The organism is Saliterribacillus persicus (assembly GCF_003337485.1).
GTDB lineage: Bacteria > Bacillota > Bacilli > Bacillales > Amphibacillaceae > Saliterribacillus > Saliterribacillus persicus.
In genome coordinates, this window is sequence record NZ_QPJJ01000004.1 from 64490 (window position 1) to 82963 (window position 18474).

Sequence of the window (18474 nt, forward strand, 5' to 3'; positions counted from 1 at the left end):
AGAATAACCTATTTCAATTAGGATATAAAAAAACTAAGCCTCTCTCTGAGGCAGAGACTTAGTTTCTATTAATCCTTACTATGTTATTTAAATACATTTACAATTTCAACATGTGCTTCAATCCAAGCTTTTTCTTTTTCTAGAATAGTTTCAGAGTGTGTGATTTGATCTTCCACTCTATTTTTAGCCGTTCCACCTATCACATTACGTGCATTTACAACAGCTTTTGGATCAAGAACTGCATAAATATCTTCATCGATTAAATCAGAGAAGCCTTTAAATTCTTCTAAAGTTAGATTTAATAAATATTTATTTTCATTGATACAATGTAACACTACCTGGCCAACCACTGCATGCGCTTCTCTAAATGGAAGGTCTTTTCCAACAAGATAATCAGCTAAATCTGTTGCATTTGAAAAATCCTTTGCAACTGCTTCATACATATTGTCTTTTTTGACATCCATCGTAGCAATCATCGGTGCAAATAAACCAAGCGCACCTTTTAATGTTTCGACCGTATCAAACATGCCTTCTTTATCCTCTTGCATATCTTTATTATAAGCTAATGGTAAGCCTTTTAGCGTCGTAAGCATACCGATCAAATGACCGTATACTCGCCCAGACTTCCCACGCACTAATTCTGCAACGTCTGGGTTCTTTTTCTGTGGCATCATACTGCTACCTGTACAAAATGCATCATCTAATTCAACAAAGTTGAACTCGGCACTTGACCACTGGACAAGCTCTTCACTCAAACGAGATAAATGCATAATAACAAGTGATGCATTGGATAGAAATTCTACAACGAAATCTCTATCACTAACGGCGTCCAAGCTATTTTCTACTACCCCATCAAAATTTAAACTATCCGCAACCATCATCCGGTCTATCGGAAAGGTGGTTCCAGCAAGTGCACCTGCTCCAAGCGGAGAACGATTAACACGCTTAAAGCTATCAGTAAGCCTTTCAGCGTCACGCGAAAACATCGATACATATGCCATCATATGATGTGCGAATAATACTGGTTGTGCCCGTTGCAGATGTGTATAGCCAGGAAGAACCGTATCTAAATTAGCTTTCGCTTGTTTCATCAGTGATTCTTGTAGAGCTGTTAATAGCTCTACAATTGTCACTAACGATTCCCGAAGGTATAAACGCATATCTAATGCTACCTGATCATTTCTGCTTCTACCTGTATGAAGCTTACCGCCAACAGCACCAACCTCATCAATGAGTAACTTTTCTACATTCATATGAATATCTTCATTTGCTTCTGTTAACTCAGCTTCTCCAGCTTTAATCTTTTGTGCAACTGTTTGAAGGCCTTTTGAAATTTCCGCAGCATCTTCTTTGGAAATGATATCGCATTTTGCAAGCATATCAACATGTGCAAGACTACCTTGAATATCATATTGCGCTAGCTTTTGGTCAAAGCTAATCGATGCAGTATATTCATCTACTAATTCATTTGTTGGTTTTGTAAAACGTCCGCCCCATAGTTTCATTGCTTCACAGATTCCTTTTTATCGATAATTGTTTTTTCCATAATTTTTGCTTTGTCCGCATGCACGTTATTCACTTCAGAGTGAACCTTTGTTGGAAGACCCCAAAGCTTGATGAATCCTAGTGCTGCTTCATGATCGAACTGATCACCTTTATTATACGTTGCAAGCTCTAAGTTATATAAAGAATTTTCGGATTTACGTCCGATAACAAATGCTTGACCTTTGTATAATTGTACCTTCACAACACCAGTTACAAAAGTTTGTGTTTCTTCAATAAATGCTTTTAATGCATCTGTTAATTGTGTGAACCAAAGACCATCGTAAATAGATTGTGCAATTTTTTGTTCAACAATTGGTTTAAACTGCATTACCTCTCTCGGTAATGTAATTGCCTCTAGCTCCTGGTGTGCATTTATTAGTGTAATTGCAGCAGGTGCTTCGTAAATCTCACGTGATTTAATTCCAACTAATCTGTTTTCCACGTGGTCAATACGTCCAACGCCATGCTTTCCTGCAATTTTGTTTAATTCAAGAATTAACTGATCTAATGGATAAGCTTTTCCGTCCAATGCTACTGGAGCACCTTTTTCAAATGTAATTTCAATTACTTCTGGTTTATCAGGTGCATCTACTGGATCTGCTGTTAATTCAAAAGCATCTTTTGGCGCTTCTGCCCAAGGATCCTCTAAAATTCCACATTCATTACTACGTCCCCAAAGGTTTTGGTCAACGCTATATGGGCTATCTAAATTAATTGGAATTGGAATACCATGACTTTGAGCGTATTTAATTTCTTCATCTCTCGTCATTTTCCATTCACGAACTGGTGCTACAATTTTCAAGTCTGGATTTAAAGCAGTAAATGCTACATCAAATCTAACTTGGTCATTCCCTTTACCAGTACAACCGTGTGCGACAGCGACTGCTCCTTCTTTTTCTGCAATATCAACTAATACTTTTGCAATTAGTGGACGAGAAAGTGCAGATACTAATGGATATTTTCCTTCATACATAACGTTCGCTTTTAATGCTGGTAATACGAAATCTTCCGCAAACAATAATTTAGCATCTACTGTGTAAGATTTAATTGCCCCTACATCAATTGCTTTATTTTTTACGAATTCTAAATCTTTTCCTTCTCCTACATCAAGGCCCACTGCAATTACGTCATAATTATATTCATCTTGTAACCATTTAATTGCAACAGAGGTATCTAATCCTCCAGAATATGCTAGTACTATTTTGTCCTTCGCCATTTGTAAATCTCTCCTTAAAGTTTTTATATGCAAGTCATTACCTACGTTTTTATGTGATACGAATTATTATGCACTATTTCGTATATTAATTCAACCGTTTTAGGTTAATTTCTTAAAAAAATTTTTATAAATTTGAATTATAGATGTAAAAGTAATGACTTGTATTCCATTCTTTTAGTCTTTTTAATCTTATTTTTTTATTAAACTCACAATTATTCATATAATCGAATTTTTATACAAAATCATGAATAAGCATAGATTTGTAACCATCTCCTTTTATAAACGTCTAACTAGATAACGAAATAAAAGAGGGGGTCATTTTTATGATCAGAAAAAAAAGCTTACTTATACTAACTATTTTATCTTTCTTTTTTCTCTTCGCGTGTAGTAGTGAAGATTCCGAATCAAGTGAGGATAGCCAGTCTACTAATGATATAGCCGAAACAAGAGACATGGAAATTGGTTATCAGGAGGAAAGCGAAAAAGCTGCTTTAGAAAACTCTACTGATGAAGCAGCTGAGACCGAAGAGGCACCTAATGATAATGGATTAACGGAGGAAGACAGAAAAATCATCTATAACGCCTACCTTCAAATTGAAACAAAAGGATTTGATGAAACGATTAACTTTATAGAAAAAGAAACGAGAAAGAATAATGGTTACATCGTTGAATCTCGTGTTCATAATAATGAAGAAAACGAAAATCGGAACGGTTCTTTAACATTGCGTATACCTTCTGAATCGTTTGCAGATTTTCTCGTATTACTAGACGAAGGTGATATGAAAATTGTAGAAGAATCTGTAACAGGGGATGACGTAACTGAACAATATGTAGACTTAGAAGCCAGATTGAAATCTAAGAATGTAGTAGAGAAACGATTGCTTTCTTTTATGGAGAATGCCGAAAAAACGGAGGATCTTTTGAAAATCTCCAATGATTTAGCAAAAGTGCAAGAGGAAATCGAACAAATAACGGGGAAAATGAAATACCTTGAAAACCATGCAGCCCTTGCTACAGTTACCATTGAATTGTGGGAAACGGATGTAAAAATTCCTTCTATAGAAAACGACGATTTAAATACGTGGGAAAAAACGAAAGAACAGTTTATGAAAAGTATTAACATCCTATTACAAACCGCTTCCGCATTATTTATTTTCTTTGCTGGTAATTTACCTATCTTTATTTTAATCACAGCAGTCTTATTAGTTGTTTACATTATATATAAACGAAAAAAGAAATCCGCTCCAAAAGAATAAAATGAGATTTCCTTCAGTGGGGATTTTCTTTCCCCGCTGGAGATAAATGTAATTATTAGTATGTTAACCCCACTTTTCTCTTTTTATTTATTTAAAAAGTATAGTGCGGTTAGTTTGTGTCTAGTTGTCATCAATCGTGCATGCACGTTTAACTATAATCCTTCACAATTTAAATATCCGTCGTTAATTTACTATCTCAAAGAACCGATTGTCTTCCATACTATATATCTTGTTTAAGATTCCAAACGCTTTTATTGTTTCAGTTTCTTCATTACTACCAGGTATTTCAATACTTCTCTGCACCGACATAAAGATGCCTCCAATTCTATAATGCTGACCCATTACCAACACTTCCGTATTGTCTTTCTGACATACTCCGAATTCATCACATTGGTAACCATAATTTTCATAGACCCAATCTTCGAGGTTACTCCTTGATGGAGTAGTAATGAGCAGAACAACAAAAAATATTACGAATATACTTGTTATAATTTTGAATGTTTTTTTAAGTCTTCCTTTTGCTTTTTTCTGAATCACTATATCTCCTCAAATTCTTCTCTTATTTTATTTTCTCTGCCAACTCTAATATAATTCCTTCTGGACCACGACAGTAACATAGTTTATAAGTGTTTTTGTAATTTTGTATCTCACCAATCAGCTCTGCGCCTTTCTTTTTCATTTTGGCAACAATCGCTTCCATACCTTCAACCGCAAAGGCAATATGCCGGATACCTAAAGTATTTGCCAAAGGGTGCTGTATGCCATTTTCATCTGATGGCGTATGAAATTTTACTAATTCTATAGTTGCTTCACCATCAGGCGTCCGTAGCATTACGACATCTTCTTTAACATCCTCGAGCCCTATTATTCGCTCAACCCACTCGCCTTCCACTTCCGCTTCTCCCATCAATTCAAGACCAAAATCAAGAAAAAAATCTTTAGCAGCAGGAAGATCATTAACAATTATACCCACATGATCTATTCTTTGAATTTTCATATCTTAATACCTCCTGTTTTTTCAAATTTCCTTATTAACGTATTTATTCTAGATCCCTTCATGATTTTCCTTTTTTCAAGTAACCTAGCAACAGTTCATCTAAAATAAAAATTGGAATTATGTTACAATACAAAAAGATATTTAGTCATATCTTTTTTATGAAGAGGTGAATTAAATGAAATACTTCCATCCAATTATGAATTCCAGTGGAAACGAAAAAATATTAAATCTATTACCCAGTGAATATAAAAATGCTTGGATTATATTTCTTCCATTTATAGAAATGCCTGACGAATGGATCAAAGAAAACTCCACTCCCACTTTTCCAACAAATAAAGAAATCTTAAATGTAGGACGACCAGTTTCGTGGGAATATTTAAGGAAAAAAAGTAATATTAATAGCATTGCTAATTTTTCTATTGCTGTTAACACAAAGCTTACCAATGGATTTGGGAGAGAGTTATATACGAGAACAGATTTATCCCAACAGTTAACAGACGCTCTATCAAAAAATGTTTTCTTCCCCCAAGAAGATAATCTATCTGTATTTGTAATAAAATCAATTTTTGACTTTTTTTCTATAAGAGATTGTGAAAAAATTGAGTATGCTTTTATAGATGATGAAAATATCTACTCTCTTCAGTTAGACAGTATGACAAGTGAGGATATTTTAAAATTGAGTAATGGTCCTATAACCATTAGCGATTGTGACAAGGATTATGTGTTTACCTTTTTCTTTGATGAGGTTTCTGCTTTGTTATTCAGTAAAGATAGCATAAGTGATGTTGTATTCAAGCGATTTTTTGAAGGGGTAAATGTGGATAAATATACAATTTTCAATTGGGAAGAGCAATATAAATAAAGAATACTCGCGTGTCCTCTGCATTAATTTGTAAGCAAAGTGGAAAACATGAATTAATCATGAATAAGTTGATAGAAAAATGACGGCATTTAAATTAGCCTTTTAGCAGTAAATAATTTAACAATTAAGGCTGACATTAGAGACAATAATGTGTAAAGTGTTGCCCAGAACCAAAACGAAGTATTAAATACCGTAAAGGTTGCTATAACTGAAACTATTGCGACAAGTATCGGTGCTATATAAATATTCTTAAAGATGTAGTAGCCTAATATCCCTATTAAAATCGAAATCATTGGAAATACAAATATAATAAATATGATAAACGGGAATAATTCCAAATTACTCTCCCCCACCTTAAAATCTGATTCAATTGTTAGATTATTACAATATTGTATCAAATTTTATTTTATAACAACACATTAATCGATGAATTTCAGATAATTCACTATCTATAAAAAATGGGGCCCAGCTCCCCTCTGCTAGACCTCACCCTTATTAAAATACATTTAACTTTTTGATGCGATCAACCGCTTCTATTAATCTTTCTTCATTATCTAGTAAACCAATCCGTACATAACCTTCTCCGTATTCTCCAAAACCGTTTCCTGGTGCCACCACAACGTGTGCTTCTTCTAATAAAAGCTCGCTAAAAGAGGTCGAAGTATACCCTTCTGGTACAGGCATCCAAACAAAAAAGCTTCCCGCAGGTGGATCAATCGAATAGCCAATCTTTTCAAGCGCCTGAACAAAAGCTTCTCTTCGCTTCTCATAGATATGAAGCATTTCTTTAACAGGTTCTTGATCTTGTAATAAGGCCTTTGCCGCCGCTTCTTGCACAGCTCCAAACAAGCTTACATATAAATGATCTTGAAGGGTTTCGATCTTTTTAATGACACTTTGATTTCCTAATGCAAACCCCACGCGCCATCCAGCCATATTATAGGTTTTAGACATCGTATAAATTTCAATGCCAATATCCTTTGCCCCTTCAGATTCTAAGAAGCTTTGGGCTTTTTTACCATCAAAATGAAGCGCACTATAAGCAAAGTCATGCACAACACAAATGTCATGATCGTTAGCTAACTTAACCGTTTCATCAAAAAAAGCTTTGTTTGCTACACTTGCTGTTGGATTATTAGGGTAATTCAAAAACATTAATTTTGCTCGGTCTAAATCCTCTCCTGCAATCTCTCGATAATTGGGTAAAAAAGCATTCTCTTTCCTTAATGGCATCTTACTAACCTCAGCTTGTGCTAGGTGAATGCCAGATAAATAATCGGGATAGCCTGGGTCTGGTACCAAAGCTAGATCTTCAGCGTTCAACATACACTGACTAACTTCTACAAGACCAGTTTTAGCACCATAGAGAATCGCCACTTCTGTAGCAGGATCTATTTCGACGTTAAATTCACGCTTGTAGTATGTAGCAATTGCCTCCTTTAAAAAAGGAAAGCCTTTAAATGGCGAATAGCGGTGATAAGCAGGGTTAGCTACTGCCTCTTGCATTGCTTCTACAATATGTTCTGGGGTTGGCAGATCAGGACTTCCCTGCCCTAAATTAATCACATCATAGCCTTCTGCTTGTTTTTGTTGTGCCTTTTTCACCAAAGATGCAAAAAACTGCTCTGGTAGATTATCTAAAATCCGTGAAGACTTATACTCCTTCATCTATTACACTCCTTGTTGATTATCCTGTGTCTCTTTCTCCATTATGCCTAATTTTAGCTTTAATTGACAGAATTTTTTTGCAATGGGATAATTAAAATAGTAAAAAAGTATGCGCTTTAATTTTTAATAAGAATCTTCTAAATGAAACAATTAAAACCACAAATACAGACTAAAGAGGTGCTGAAAATGAAAAACATCGCTATCATTCAAATCGACCTTGCCTATGGCGAGCCAGAAATTAATCAAGAAGTAATAAAAGCGGCTTTTGGTCGATTAGAAGGAGACGTCGACATCGTAGTACTTCCTGAAATGTGGAATACAGCATACGATTTATCTCGGTTAGAAGAGATCGCTGATGTTAACGCGGAAAAATCGATTGCGTTTTTAAGTACACTTGCGAAAAAGTATCAGGTGAATATTATAGGTGGATCAGTCGCCATGAAAACGGAAGATAAAATGACAAACACGTTGTTAGTGATCAATAAAGATGGTTCGTGCATCAAAAAGTATAGTAAAGCCCATTTATTTCGTTTAATGGAAGAAGAAAAGTATCTAACCGAAGGGAATGAGGATGGACTCTTTCGCCTTGATGACCTAGATTGTGCAGGGGTCATTTGTTATGATATCCGCTTCCCTGAATGGATCCGTTCGCACATGCTTGATCAGGCCTCACTCTTATTTGTAGTAGCGGAATGGCCAAAACAACGCATTGAACATTGGCGTTCCTTATTAATTGCGCGCGCGATAGAAAACCAATGCTATGTGATTGCATGTAACAGGGTTGGCGAAGATCCAAATAATGAATTTGGAGGTCATTCCATGATTATTGATCCTTGGGGAAGAGTCGTAGAAGAAGCTGAAGATGAAGCAAAAATATTATATGGCAAAATCGACCCTTCCATTGTGGAGGAAACAAGAAAAAGAATTCCAGTCTTTGATGATCGAAGAGTAGACTTATATAAAATTTAGAAAACTCGCATTCGGTTTTCGTTTAGCGAATGTATTAGTTTTTTTGAATTTCCCCTCTGCAGATTAGTCTTCTACATGAAAAATTAATACTTTCTTAACGTATAAAAAAACCGGTAGAATGCAGATACATTCTACCGGTTTTACTTATCTTACAATATTAGAATAACCATCGCTACTCCAATAGATTAGTATTGATCGATATTAATTTCATTTTTCGGTTTACGGACAAGTCCCATAATACCTGCTATTACATAGAACACTCCACCAAAAATCCCTGCACCAGCTGTTGCAATTGTACTAATTACACCAACTACCAATAATAGGATGCCCGCAAGCTTAGGACTTTTGTTACCTTTAAAGAGAACCATTGAAACTATCCCAATCACGATTGCTATAATGGCTGTGATTAAGAATAACCATCCACCTGTACCCATGGTTTCCATCATCATATCAATATCCAACATATTTTCTTGATTCATCTCTGGGTCGGACACTGTCTCTTCTAGCACATCCCTATTGTTTTGTAACCAAACCATGGCACCTCCAATAATAGCAAGAAACCCATAAACTAGTGCGCCAATTATTGATAAAACTACTTCTGCTGTTCTTTTCATTTTTTACCCTCCTAATTTTTAATTACCTGCTACGTCACGTTTCGTAAATGCAATCCATGAAACTGCTAAAAATATAATGTAATAGATTACGAGTATCGTGACAGAAAAGCCCATTGTCATCCCTTCAATCATTGGATGTCGATCTGCTTGATATTGACTTAAGTCAGTGTTTGCAAAAAGAATATATTTGGACCACTCATACTGAGACAATACACCAACAATCATATTTCCTGCAAACATTAAAAATATTGCAAGACCAATGGCCATTCCACTATTTCTAAATAAGCTAGAAATCATAAAGGCAAAAGTCGCCATCATAACTAATTTAATCATTTGTAATCCATATTCCGTGAAAATCTCTTTCATGATACCCACTTCTTGAAAGCCACTCATTGTAGATTGCACAAAAGTTGGATTTAATCCATTTATTCCAAAGAAGATCGCGCCTACTATTAAATTTATCACAAATAAAAATATCAGCATACTTAACGCAAACAAAAGTACTGTTGCATATTTTGAAAACATTATTTTTGTTCGGGAAATAGGTCGAATTAATAATAGTTTAATTGTTCCCCATCTAAATTCACTTGCGATCATTCCAGCTGCAATAATAATCGTAAATAAACTAATCATCATCGACAACCCGGCATTATCTAATGTGAATTGCCAACCGTCATAAGAAGATGGTTTGATATCATTTTCCAAATGATAATTATTCCGCTCAATTTCACCAGTATAAGCACCTTCCATATACTCGCCTTCCATCATTTCTTCAAAATCAGCATTTTCTTCCTGCAATTCTGTTCGCCAATTATCTCCGTAATCTTTTGTTACAAAATCATCGAAAATAAATGTAATAATACCACTTGCAATAATAATAACTGCTATGATAATAAACATAGACCAAGTAGCAAATCGTGAAAATAGTTTTATCTGTTCGTTTTTCATTAAATTTAAAAAATTACGCAATGGTATTCTCTCCAATCACTTCAAAGAATTTATCCTCTAGACTTGTTCTTCTCACATTTACTTCAAAAATATTAATATCTTGTGCCGCCAGCTTTTTAATAATAGTAGGAATTAATTCTTTTTCTAATTTAATAGAGAGATAGCGTCCTTCTTCTGCTACCTTCAAATCAAAGTCATTCTCTAAAATTTCTCTCGATGCACTCTTATCTTCTACTTCAATAGAAACAGTCACCGCACTCTCTTCTTCTTGACCATTAACAGATTGGATCGAAATCAATTCACCATTTTTAATAATACCAATTCGATCACACATCAATTCTATTTCTGACAATAAGTGACTCGAAACAATAACCGCTACATTTTCTTCTTCTGCTAGCCTTCTTATGTATTGCCTGATCTCCTTAATACCGGCAGGGTCCAAGCCATTTGTCGGCTCATCTAGTATTAAAACTGATGGTCTGTGTAGCAGCGCTTGTGCGATTCCTAACCTTTGACGCATACCTAGAGAATAACGACCCGCTTTTTCCTTGATTGCTTTTTCTAATCCAACAAGCTTAATGACTTCTTCTATCCGTTCATCGTCAATTCCGTCCATCATTCGAGCATAATGCTTTAAGTTTTTCAAACCACTCATAAAAGGATACATTTCAGGATTCTCAACAATTGCTCCTACTTCTTTGACGGCACCTTTATAATCCTTTGCGATGCTTTTTCCATTAATCAAGATATCTCCTGACGTTATCTTCATTAACCCTACCATCATTCGAATTGTCGTGGTTTTACCTGCCCCATTCGGCCCTAAAAAGCCAAAGACTTCACCAGGCTTAATGTCAAAACTTAAGTCTTTTATAATTTCCTTTTTCCCAATTGACTTGTATACATTTCTTAATTCCATTGCTATTCCCAATTTTAACCCTCCATTTTCAGCTCTCTCTTTCTTATACGACAAAAGAATGACAAACGTTTCAAATTTCCAGAAATTTTCTTGCTATTTCCCTAATTTTATATTATGATATTAAATATAACATTTCGTGTTAGGTAAGTTAACATTAATGAACGATAAAAAAGATAGGCAGTAGGGGTGCTACCTATCTTATGCTTATTTACCTCATGAAATGATTGTCAATCTTATTTTCTCTTTATGGCGATTGCTACTGGCAATCGCTTATTTTCTGTTCTGCGCACGAAAGCTAGAGTGGCGGACAGATCCCACACCTCTATCAAAATCAAGGTGTTCCTCTATCGCTTTTTGTACAAACTGCTTGCTTTTGGAAATACCTTCTACTAAATCATAGCCTTTAGCTACTTCAGCTGTAATGGAAGCGGCGTAACTGCATCCTGCCCCACTTGTATGAATCGTGTCAATGGCGTGTGTTTTGAAAACTTCAAAACCCTTTCCATCATATAGAACATCGACTGCTTCTTTGTCAATGACGCCACCCTTCACTAACACAGCACGAGGCCCAAGCTCAAACAATTCAACAGCCGCTTGCTTTAGATCAGAAATAGTAGCTTCTATTTTTCGATTTATTAACCTTGAAGCTTCTAAGCGATTCGGTGTAATAAGGTCCGCGATCGGAATTAATTCCTTTTTTAATGTAATGATCGCTGCATCACTAAGCAGTTGCGACCCCATTTTCCCAATCATTACTGGATCTACAATTAACGATGGTGGTGGAAATTCTTTAAGCATTTTAACTGTCACTTGAATAATTTCCTTTGAAAATAGCATCCCTGTTTTACATGCATCATAGCCAACCATTTCTTGTACCGCATAGAATTGCGCTTCAATCTCTTCAGTCGACCGAATGAAAATGCCTTTTTCTGTTCGGCTATTATTGGCCACCGTTGCTGTAATAACAGACATGCCATATACATTTCTTTCTTCAAATGTTTTAAGATCTGCTTGGATTCCTGCACTGCCTTGCGCAGCTGAACCACCTATCGTCAACACACGCTTCACGATTAAAACCACCTTCACGAGTTATATCGCAATAAAAAACCAAATAATCATTACAAGTTGAATGACAACCTTAGCAAAGGAACCACTTAAAAATCCGATCAAAGAACCAAGTGCTGCTCGCATCGCTTCATTCGCTGTTCTTTTTTGAATGAGCTCAGTAACCATTACCGCTACAAAAGGTACCAGTATAATGCCAAAAGGCGGGATAATAAAAGAGCCTACGATTACACCGACCGCAGCAATTCTTTCTCCCCATTTACTTCCACCATATCTTTTCACAAAATAGCTATTTGCAATGATATCCGCAAAAATCAAAATGCCAGTAAAAATGACCATAGCTATCCAAAAAACCCAACCGATATTCTCTGCTGCGATTAAAAATTGGTATAAGAAGAAACCAACCCATAATACAAGAACAGATGGAATAATCGGAAAGATAATTCCGGCAAAGCTAAGTACGAAACAGGCAATAATCAATATCCACCAAAGTATGTCCATATTCTTACTCCATTTCGTTAAAAGATACTAGTTACCTAGCTAAAACTTCGATAAATTTTTGCATGTAAGCTGGTAAATCTGGTGGTCTTCTGCTTGAAATGATATGTCCATCAACAACAGCCGCTTCATCCGCCCAAAGCGCTCCAGCGTTTGTCATATCATCTTTAATCCCAGGCGTGCTGGTTACTTTTTTGCCTCTTAAAATTCCGGCAGAAATAAGCACCCATCCGGCATGACAAATTTGTCCGATTGGCTTTTTCTTCTCGTCGATTTCTCTGACCATCGTTAACACTTCTTTGTAGCGACGAAGTTTATCAGGTGCCCATCCTCCAGGAACTAAGATCGCATCATAACTGTCTGCATTAATATCATCAAAGTCATGCGATGTTTCTGCTGGAACACCATATTTCCCAATATACTTTTTCCCTTTTTCTTGTCCTACTAAGTCTACTTGCGCTCCTTCTTCCCTTAAGCGCAAGATAGGATACCACAATTCTAAGTCTTCAAAATCTTCTTCAACTAGTGCAATTACTTTTTTACCTTCTAATTTCATCTTGCATCCCTCCTATTGTTATTCTTAGTTTATCAAACATCCTATTCCTTTTACGAATATTTGCATTACTAATAGATCGAGGCATGCAAAGACATAACCTTAGCCATCAGCTCAGGATTTTCTGCATTACAAATGGCAGATATAAATGAAACACCATCCGCTCCAGCTTTTCGAAGACGAATAACATGCTGAAGTTTAATTCCACCAATCGCCACAACTGGCAATTCCCCTACAGCATCTTTTATTTCTGTTAGCCCTTCTTCCCCGATTGGCATTTTAGCATCTGCTTTTGTCGAGGTCGGATAAATTGGTCCGACTCCAATATAGTCAGCTCCTGCACGATTTGCTTCTTCTGCTTCCGATAGGTTGGTGGAAGAAACACCAATAATAAAATCTTTCGGACATCTTTTTTTAATCGATTCAATCGATTCATCTTCTTGTCCGACATGAACACCATCGGCTCCAATTTTAATTGCTAATTCCACATCATCATTTATAACGAATGGGACCTGATATGACTTACACAATGCTTTAATTTTTCTTACAAACTCTTCTTTCTCTTCTCCAATTTTCGCACCTTTCCCCTTTTCCCTGAGTTGAAAAAAAGTCACACCACCAGCTAAAGCACGTTCAATTGTCACAAGCGGATCTTCACGCGTGTTTTGGCTCCCCATAATAAAATATACACGCAAGTCAGCAGGGGTTATTTTAGTTACCATTATTATCCTCACACTCCACAATCATGCCATCTCTTATTTTCTTTTCATTAATTTCGTATAAAGCATCCAAAAATGCTACTTGAAATCCACCAGGTAACTGCGATTTAGTAAATGCCATTTCCGCTGCAATATTATAGCTCGAGATAGCTCCAACTGCCGCTTTTATCGGATTTTTTTGGACGGTTAAAAAGCTAGCAATAATTGCTGTTAATAGACATCCTGTTCCCGTTACCTTAGCAAGAATTGGGTTACCATTTCTTAAACGATAAAGGTTATGTTTGTCTATTACAACATCTTCTTCTCCAGTAATAGCTAGAGGTATGTTTAATTTTCCGAACGCCTCTTTTGCAATGGCATACGGAGTTAACGCAGCATTTCCTTCTACCCCACGAACCTTCACTTCTATATCTGCTAAGCTAGCAATTTCACCAGCATTTCCACGAATAAGTGAAACATCTACTTCCTTTATAATCTGTCTAGCTGAGTCTGTTCTAAACTTTGTTGCACCTACTCCAACAGGATCTAGTACAACTGGTACGCCTTTTTCGTTGGCACTCTTACCTGCGATAATCATCGCTTCTACTTGCTCTTTCGTTAATGTGCCAATATTTAAAACTACCGCGTCTGCAATTTGAGCCATGTCTGCCACTTCTTCTTTTGCGTGTGCCATCACAGGTGCCGCCCCCATCGCATATAAGCCATTGGCAGTAAAATTCATAACAACTTGATTCGTAATGTTGTGGATCAATGGTTGTTTTTGTCTCATTTCTTCTATATTAATCTCTAATTCCTTCATAATTATTCTCCTTTCTCATAACTTGGTACACCTTTTAATCGATATCCCCAATGATTGGTAGGCCCATTCCCTTTACCGAGCTCTAATGAATACTGAATCGCATCTGTGATAAACTGTTTTGAAATGCCAACAGCTTCTTCCATCGTTTTTCCTTTTGCTAATTCAGCTGTGATCGCAGCTGAAAAGGTGCATCCCGTCCCGTGGGTATGTTTGGTATTTGTTCTTTCAGCAGTAAAATCAAAAAATTCTTTCCCGTCATATAAAACATCAGTAGCCGCACCATTTAGATGCCCACCTTTAATAACTACCGCTTTTGACCCTAACTCGTGAACAATGACCTTTGCAGCTTTTTTCATAGATTCATAGCTTTCTACTTTGAAATCCACCAGTATTTCAGTTTCAGGGATATTAGGTGTAACAACCGTCGCAAGAGGAACCAATGACTCCCTAATCACGCGTCTAGATTTTTCTTCCATTAAAGTATCTCCACTTTTCGCAACCATTACAGGATCTATTACAAAAGGAATTCTTTTATCCTTTAATGTGTCAGCTAATAGCTCCATCATCTCAATCGTAGCAATCATACCAGACTTCAATGCATCCGGATAAATGTCACTAAATATCGAATGTAATTGCTTCTCAATAAAGTCAATGGGCAGATGTTCTATCGCCTCTACCCCTGTCGTATTCTGTGCCACAACTGAGGTGATGACACTCATCCCATAAACTTCGCGTTCCTGGAAAGTTTTCAAATCTGCTTGTATTCCTGCACCACCACTTGGATCTGTTCCTGCGATCGTTAACGCTGTTTTTACTTGATTCATTTTGTTATTCCCTCCATCTTTTAAGCCTTATTCACTCTTATTAGAGCGTCGTTTCTAATTATCATTTTTTGATACATTATAAATTTGTTCATTATCATGCGGTTTTTATCCAACATAAATTCACTAGCTAAGATTTGAAATAAATCCAAACAAAAAGCCACCCCTAGAAGCGGAGTGGCTTTTTGTTTATATATAGATATTCCATTATAAACAGTACCATTCTCCACTTTCCTACGCTGGTTTTAACCAGTTCAGGTTCAAAGGGACCAAGAAATCTCATTCTTATCTCAGCTACTTTTATAGCGCCCCTAGCGGAATTAAACTATTTAATTATGATTGTTATATGATTAAGGCAATATTCCTATGGAATCGAGTGGCCATATACGCATTTTTACGTCTCCAATTACCTCTTCTTCATCAATAAAACCAAATGATCGACTATCCTTACTGACTCGTCTATTGTCTCCTAAAACAAACAGCTTGTCTTCTGGCACCACTTCTTCACCGGTAATTTCCATCAGCGTAAAATTATTCGTCAAGGGATCTCCAGACGGAAGAATACTTTTTATGTCTTCCAAGTAAGGCTCTTTAACAGGTTTACCATTAACTAACAGCTGATCATCACGCATTTCAATAGTATCCCCAGGTAATCCTATTACACGTTTAACATAGTTATCTTCAGAATCAGGGGCTTGAAACGCAATTTCATCGAATCGTTCAATTTTACTTATTTTACTTAAAATGATACGATCCCCATCTTCTAAATTAGGCATCATTGATTCGCCCTTTACGATTGAGGGTGTAATCAAAAAATGTCTACAAACCAAAACGATTACTAAAGCAATTAATAACGCTTTAAGCCACGAAATCGCCTCTTGGACGAATTTATTGTTCATGCAAAGTTCCCTTTCTATTCCACTATGTAGGATTTTTAAATGAATAAACTAATTTTTACCTATTATATCATAGATATGAGGTGAAAAAGCGTAATATTAAAAATAAAATTGGATAATTTTTAGGAGATGAAAGTAATAGCCTTGTCTACCAGGAAGAGTCGATCTCATTACATTTTTATTACATAGAAAAAGCCTGAAAATCAACCGAGATTAGAACATATATTAATTAGCTTTAACTTTCATATTGCAAGAAGGAAGCAAGAACACCACTACTCTCAAAAAATAAAACAATAAATCATCACTATTCCCTTTTAAATTCTTAATTAACACATATTTATTTTCAAATAGCATTTGGCTCTTGTTCAACTTTTTTAACTTTTATAATTTATTTTTTTCTTTTTATTATCAAGTTTGTTTAGTTTAGTATTTATTACTCTTTATAGTGTTCAAAGAAATAAAGTCACTTTTGCATTGGTCTTACAAAGCCATTTATCTTCATCTCGGCAATTGAATATGGATACCGTTTTAGTTCAAACCTTATAGTTTTAACATTAAAGTTTTGGAATTAGAAAAAAGTTCAATAAAATGTCATATTTTACCAACAAATTTCTACAAAAAACGCTTGTCTTCTTTGCTATGTTAGAATTGTAAACTAAATTGGTATCAAATTCACTCTTTTCTACTTAACAAAAAATTATGAGAGGAGCTAGTCTCTATGGTTGAGAGAAAACTTAATACAAGAAGAAGTGGCTTTAATATCTCAGATGATGAGTGGAGTTTTTCAAAATTTAATGTTTTTAGTAAAGGAGATGACGGAACCCTCTTACTTTATAATAGTTATACAGGGGCGTTTGGCGGTATTCCAAAAGAGGAAGAGATGAATGTTAAAAAAATACTTAAGGAAGGATATTTTGGTAAACCTAAAGGCATTGTAAATGATCTAATATCGGGAGGGATGTTAGTAAAAAAAGGAGTAGATGAAAATAATAGAGCCGAATTATTACGACAGACTCTTGATAGATCAGATTATCTCCACCTAATTCTAATGCCTTCTGAAGAATGTAATTTTCGTTGTGTATACTGTTACGAAAATTTCCCAAGGGGGAAAATGGAAGAATCAGTTATAAAAGGAGTAATAACCTTAATTAAATCTCGTATTAGTAAACTTAACCATCTTACGATTAGTTGGTTTGGTGGCGAGCCATTGTCTGAACCAGAAGTAATTTATGAAATAACTGATAGTATAATGGACGAGATAAAAAAACACAATATAACTTTCAACGCTAATACCACAACTAATGGTTATCATTTAACACCTAACCTATGTAAACAACTTCTTAAAAGAGGTATAAACATACACAATATCACTTTAGACGGTCTTGAAAAAGATCACGATATGGCTAGGCGATTAAAAGGCGGTGAAGGTACTTTCAACGTCATAATCAATAATTTAATTCAACTGAAAAACACAAATTTGAATTTTAAAATTAATATAAGATGTAACTTCACCCAAAATACTGATATAAATGGTTATATTCTTTATTTAAACAAACTGTTTTCTAATGATAATAGATTTAATGTTTTTTTTCGACCCGTAGGTAAATGGGGTGGCCCAAATGACGCTAACTTAGAAGTATGCGAAGGGAGAGAAGCAGGGAGGATGATGTTAGATGCTGATATGATGGCGATTAATAATAACTTACCAGTTGCTTTATTACAAGAATCCCTCTCCCCTTTAGGCTCAGTATGTTACGCTTCAAAACCAAATTCATTTACAATAGGTGCAGATGGCACTGTGTATAAATGCACAGTTGCACTAGAGAGTGATTTTAACAAGATTGGTAAACTTCAACCAGATGGCATATTAGACTTGGATTTTGATAAGCTTGCACTCTGGGTAATCAGTGGCTCTTCTGAAGATAACATTTGCAAAAATTGTTTTTTTAGACCTTCATGTCATGGCGATTCTTGCCCATTAGTTAGAATTGAATCTGGCAAAAGGCCATGCCCAAAGGAAAAAGAACACATAAAAAACACACTAAAAATTATGTGGAAACAACATACAATGTATAATAATTGATTGACTATACCAGAAATACTATCCTACACCAAAAACTATTTATCTACCC

At 35.6% G+C, this 18474-nt stretch carries 20 protein-coding genes and 1 riboswitch; of the genes, 4 read left to right on the top strand and 16 right to left on the bottom strand.

Going from position 1 to position 18474, the window contains the following annotated elements; translation table 11 throughout:
* Positions 1-83: 83 nt before the first annotated feature.
* Positions 84-1505, bottom strand: a complete 1422-nt coding sequence (gene argH, locus DFR57_RS05765) for an argininosuccinate lyase (RefSeq protein WP_114352191.1) — start codon at positions 1503-1505, stop codon at positions 84-86.
* Positions 1502-2761 carry an argininosuccinate synthase gene (locus DFR57_RS05770; RefSeq protein ID WP_114352192.1) on the bottom strand — a complete coding sequence of 420 codons (1260 nt, stop codon included), beginning with the start codon at positions 2759-2761 and terminating at the stop codon, positions 1502-1504. The genes argH and DFR57_RS05770 overlap by 4 nt, the downstream gene beginning before the upstream one ends.
* Before the next feature lie 323 nt (positions 2762-3084).
* Here DFR57_RS05770 and DFR57_RS05775 point away from each other — a divergent pair, with 323 nt between their 5' ends.
* Positions 3085-4017 carry a DUF4349 domain-containing protein gene (locus DFR57_RS05775; RefSeq protein WP_114352193.1) on the top strand — a complete coding sequence of 311 codons (933 nt, stop codon included), beginning with the start codon at positions 3085-3087 and terminating at the stop codon, positions 4015-4017.
* A 183-nt stretch (positions 4018-4200) separates the two neighbouring features.
* Here the strand turns inward: DFR57_RS05775 and DFR57_RS18215 are convergent, their stop codons facing one another.
* A complete protein-coding gene (locus tag DFR57_RS18215; protein ID WP_170132916.1) occupies positions 4201-4359 on the bottom strand; it encodes a hypothetical protein in 159 nt (52 codons plus the stop codon).
* Between the two features lie 217 nt (positions 4360-4576).
* Complete coding sequence (locus DFR57_RS05785) at positions 4577-5014, bottom strand: VOC family protein (RefSeq protein ID WP_114352195.1); 438 nt, start codon at positions 5012-5014, stop codon at positions 4577-4579.
* A 175-nt stretch (positions 5015-5189) separates the two neighbouring features.
* On the opposite strand from DFR57_RS05785, the gene DFR57_RS05790 reads away from it, so the two are divergent.
* Positions 5190-5876, top strand: a complete 687-nt coding sequence (locus DFR57_RS05790; protein ID WP_114352196.1) for a DUF2711 family protein — start codon at positions 5190-5192, stop codon at positions 5874-5876.
* Positions 5877-5965: 89 nt separating this feature from the next.
* Here DFR57_RS05790 and DFR57_RS18655 read toward each other — a convergent pair whose 3' ends face one another.
* Entirely contained in the window at positions 5966-6229 is a 264-nt protein-coding gene (locus DFR57_RS18655) for a DUF2651 family protein (protein WP_425450945.1), read from the bottom strand.
* A gap of 142 nt (positions 6230-6371) precedes the next feature.
* On the bottom strand, positions 6372-7544 hold the full coding sequence (locus DFR57_RS05800; RefSeq protein WP_114352198.1) for a pyridoxal phosphate-dependent aminotransferase: 1173 nt from the start codon (positions 7542-7544) through the stop codon (positions 6372-6374).
* A gap of 186 nt (positions 7545-7730) precedes the next feature.
* On the opposite strand from DFR57_RS05800, the gene DFR57_RS05805 reads away from it, so the two are divergent.
* Positions 7731-8513, top strand: coding sequence for a carbon-nitrogen family hydrolase (locus tag DFR57_RS05805; RefSeq protein WP_114352199.1), 783 nt, complete (start codon positions 7731-7733; stop codon positions 8511-8513).
* A 185-nt stretch (positions 8514-8698) separates the two neighbouring features.
* Here DFR57_RS05805 and DFR57_RS05810 read toward each other — a convergent pair whose 3' ends face one another.
* From DFR57_RS05810 to lepB, 10 genes are all read right to left on the bottom strand, one after another.
* Entirely contained in the window at positions 8699-9127 is a 429-nt protein-coding gene (locus tag DFR57_RS05810; RefSeq protein ID WP_114352200.1) for a DUF4064 domain-containing protein, read from the bottom strand.
* Between the two features lie 18 nt (positions 9128-9145).
* Positions 9146-10096, bottom strand: a complete 951-nt coding sequence (locus tag DFR57_RS05815) for an ABC transporter permease (protein ID WP_114352201.1) — start codon at positions 10094-10096, stop codon at positions 9146-9148.
* On the bottom strand, positions 10089-10991 hold the full coding sequence (locus DFR57_RS05820; protein ID WP_114352376.1) for an ABC transporter ATP-binding protein: 903 nt from the start codon (positions 10989-10991) through the stop codon (positions 10089-10091). Before DFR57_RS05820 ends, DFR57_RS05815 begins: the two co-directional genes overlap by 8 nt.
* A gap of 270 nt (positions 10992-11261) precedes the next feature.
* The gene (thiD, locus tag DFR57_RS05825; RefSeq protein ID WP_114352202.1) at positions 11262-12059 is read right to left on the bottom strand and encodes a bifunctional hydroxymethylpyrimidine kinase/phosphomethylpyrimidine kinase; all 798 of its coding nucleotides are present in this window, start codon (positions 12057-12059) and stop codon (positions 11262-11264) included.
* Between the two features lie 21 nt (positions 12060-12080).
* Positions 12081-12557, bottom strand: a complete 477-nt coding sequence (locus DFR57_RS05830; protein ID WP_114352203.1) for a DUF456 domain-containing protein — start codon at positions 12555-12557, stop codon at positions 12081-12083.
* A 31-nt stretch (positions 12558-12588) separates the two neighbouring features.
* Positions 12589-13110, bottom strand: a complete 522-nt coding sequence (locus tag DFR57_RS05835) for a type 1 glutamine amidotransferase domain-containing protein (protein ID WP_114352204.1) — start codon at positions 13108-13110, stop codon at positions 12589-12591.
* Positions 13111-13178: 68 nt separating this feature from the next.
* Entirely contained in the window at positions 13179-13829 is a 651-nt protein-coding gene (gene thiE / locus DFR57_RS05840; protein WP_114352205.1) for a thiamine phosphate synthase, read from the bottom strand.
* The gene (thiM, locus tag DFR57_RS05845; RefSeq protein ID WP_114352206.1) at positions 13819-14625 is read right to left on the bottom strand and encodes a hydroxyethylthiazole kinase; all 807 of its coding nucleotides are present in this window, start codon (positions 14623-14625) and stop codon (positions 13819-13821) included. The genes thiE and thiM overlap by 11 nt, the downstream gene beginning before the upstream one ends.
* A gap of 2 nt (positions 14626-14627) precedes the next feature.
* Complete coding sequence (gene thiD / locus DFR57_RS05850; protein WP_114352207.1) at positions 14628-15449, bottom strand: bifunctional hydroxymethylpyrimidine kinase/phosphomethylpyrimidine kinase; 822 nt, start codon at positions 15447-15449, stop codon at positions 14628-14630.
* Between the two features lie 211 nt (positions 15450-15660).
* Positions 15661-15769, bottom strand: a riboswitch (TPP riboswitch).
* A 27-nt stretch (positions 15770-15796) separates the two neighbouring features.
* On the bottom strand, positions 15797-16345 hold the full coding sequence (lepB, locus tag DFR57_RS05855; protein ID WP_114352208.1) for a signal peptidase I: 549 nt from the start codon (positions 16343-16345) through the stop codon (positions 15797-15799).
* A 715-nt stretch (positions 16346-17060) separates the two neighbouring features.
* Here lepB and DFR57_RS05860 point away from each other — a divergent pair.
* Positions 17061-18425, top strand: coding sequence for a radical SAM/SPASM domain-containing protein (locus DFR57_RS05860; RefSeq protein ID WP_114352209.1), 1365 nt, complete (start codon positions 17061-17063; stop codon positions 18423-18425).
* Positions 18426-18474 lie beyond the last annotated feature (49 nt).

Bases quoted from the DNA above. Each gene is read 5' to 3' on its own strand.
- DFR57_RS05820 (WP_114352376.1), bottom strand. From the start codon at position 10,991: ATGGAATTAAGAAATGTATACAAGTCAATTGGGAAAAAGGAAATTATA.
- DFR57_RS05860 (WP_114352209.1), top strand. From the start codon at position 17,061: ATGGTTGAGAGAAAACTTAATACAAGAAGAAGTGGCTTTAATATCTCA.
- DFR57_RS18215 (WP_170132916.1), bottom strand. From the start codon at position 4,359: ATGGGTCAGCATTATAGAATTGGAGGCATCTTTATGTCGGTGCAGAGA.
- DFR57_RS05775 (WP_114352193.1), top strand. From the start codon at position 3,085: ATGATCAGAAAAAAAAGCTTACTTATACTAACTATTTTATCTTTCTTT.
- DFR57_RS05790 (WP_114352196.1), top strand. From the start codon at position 5,190: ATGAAATACTTCCATCCAATTATGAATTCCAGTGGAAACGAAAAAATA.
- thiE (WP_114352205.1), bottom strand. From the start codon at position 13,829: ATGGTAACTAAAATAACCCCTGCTGACTTGCGTGTATATTTTATTATG.
- DFR57_RS05770 (WP_114352192.1), bottom strand. From the start codon at position 2,761: ATGGCGAAGGACAAAATAGTACTAGCATATTCTGGAGGATTAGATACC.
- DFR57_RS05810 (WP_114352200.1), bottom strand. From the start codon at position 9,127: ATGAAAAGAACAGCAGAAGTAGTTTTATCAATAATTGGCGCACTAGTT.
- DFR57_RS05830 (WP_114352203.1), bottom strand. From the start codon at position 12,557: ATGGACATACTTTGGTGGATATTGATTATTGCCTGTTTCGTACTTAGC.
- thiM (WP_114352206.1), bottom strand. From the start codon at position 14,625: ATGAAGGAATTAGAGATTAATATAGAAGAAATGAGACAAAAACAACCA.
- DFR57_RS05805 (WP_114352199.1), top strand. From the start codon at position 7,731: ATGAAAAACATCGCTATCATTCAAATCGACCTTGCCTATGGCGAGCCA.
- argH (WP_114352191.1), bottom strand. From the start codon at position 1,505: ATGAAACTATGGGGCGGACGTTTTACAAAACCAACAAATGAATTAGTA.
- thiD (WP_114352207.1), bottom strand. From the start codon at position 15,449: ATGAATCAAGTAAAAACAGCGTTAACGATCGCAGGAACAGATCCAAGT.
- DFR57_RS05800 (WP_114352198.1), bottom strand. From the start codon at position 7,544: ATGAAGGAGTATAAGTCTTCACGGATTTTAGATAATCTACCAGAGCAG.
- DFR57_RS05785 (WP_114352195.1), bottom strand. From the start codon at position 5,014: ATGAAAATTCAAAGAATAGATCATGTGGGTATAATTGTTAATGATCTT.
- DFR57_RS05835 (WP_114352204.1), bottom strand. From the start codon at position 13,110: ATGAAATTAGAAGGTAAAAAAGTAATTGCACTAGTTGAAGAAGATTTT.
- lepB (WP_114352208.1), bottom strand. From the start codon at position 16,345: ATGAACAATAAATTCGTCCAAGAGGCGATTTCGTGGCTTAAAGCGTTA.